This is a genomic window from Huijunlia imazamoxiresistens (genome assembly GCF_037132455.1).
In the GTDB taxonomy this organism is placed as follows: Bacteria; Bacteroidota; Bacteroidia; order Chitinophagales; family Chitinophagaceae; genus Flavisolibacter; species Flavisolibacter imazamoxiresistens.
Window position 1 is genome coordinate 1 of sequence record NZ_JBBBEI010000106.1, and the last position, 773, is coordinate 773.

Below are 773 nucleotides of genomic sequence, written 5' to 3' on the forward strand. Positions count from 1 at the left end.
CATACTGCCTCTGAAGTGAAAAACGAAAGCGGCAGGCCGCAGCAGGTTTCTTACGAAGTGCGCATCCTCGACGGCGGCAAAGAGCTCAAACGCTTTGCGGGCAAAACCCTCAGCCTGGCTCCCGGCGAAACCAAAACCCTCGGCGCCGAAGCGCCGGTTACCGGGTTGAATTTCTGGAGCTGGGGCTATGGCTACCTGTACGACGTGCAAACGATCGTGAAAGTAGCCGGCCAGCCGCAGGACGTGGTGACCACCCGCACCGGCTTTCGCAAGACCGCTTTCAAGGACGGCATGATCTACCTCAATGACCGCGTCATCCAGGTGCACGGCTATGCCCAGCGCACTTCCAACGAATGGCCGGCCGTAGGCCTGTCGGTGCCCGCCTGGCTGAGCGACTACTCGAATGGCCTGATGGTGGAAAGCAACGGCAACCTGGTGCGCTGGATGCACATCACCCCCTGGAAGCAGGACGTGGAAAGCTGCGACCGCGTAGGCCTGATGCAGGCCATGCCCGCCGGCGACGCCGAAAAGGACGTGGAAGGCGTACGCTGGCGGCACCGCACCGAAGCCATGCGCGACGCTATTATCTACAACCGCAACAATCCTTCGATCGTTTTCTATGAGTCGGGCAACGAGTCCATCAGCGAAGCCCACATGACCGAAATGAAGGCCATTCGCGATCAATACGATCCCAAGGGCGGCCGCGCCATCGGCTCCCGCGAAATGCTGGACAGCAAGGTGGCCGAGTACGGCGGCGAAATGCTCTACATCAA

At 60.5% G+C, this 773-nt stretch carries 1 protein-coding gene; it reads left to right on the forward strand.

The annotated features are described in order from the left end of the window. Positions 1–15: 15 nt before the first annotated feature. Positions 16–773: glycoside hydrolase family 2 TIM barrel-domain containing protein (locus tag V9K67_RS27075; RefSeq protein WP_336728265.1), on the forward strand; the 758-nt coding region annotated here is incomplete at its 3' end.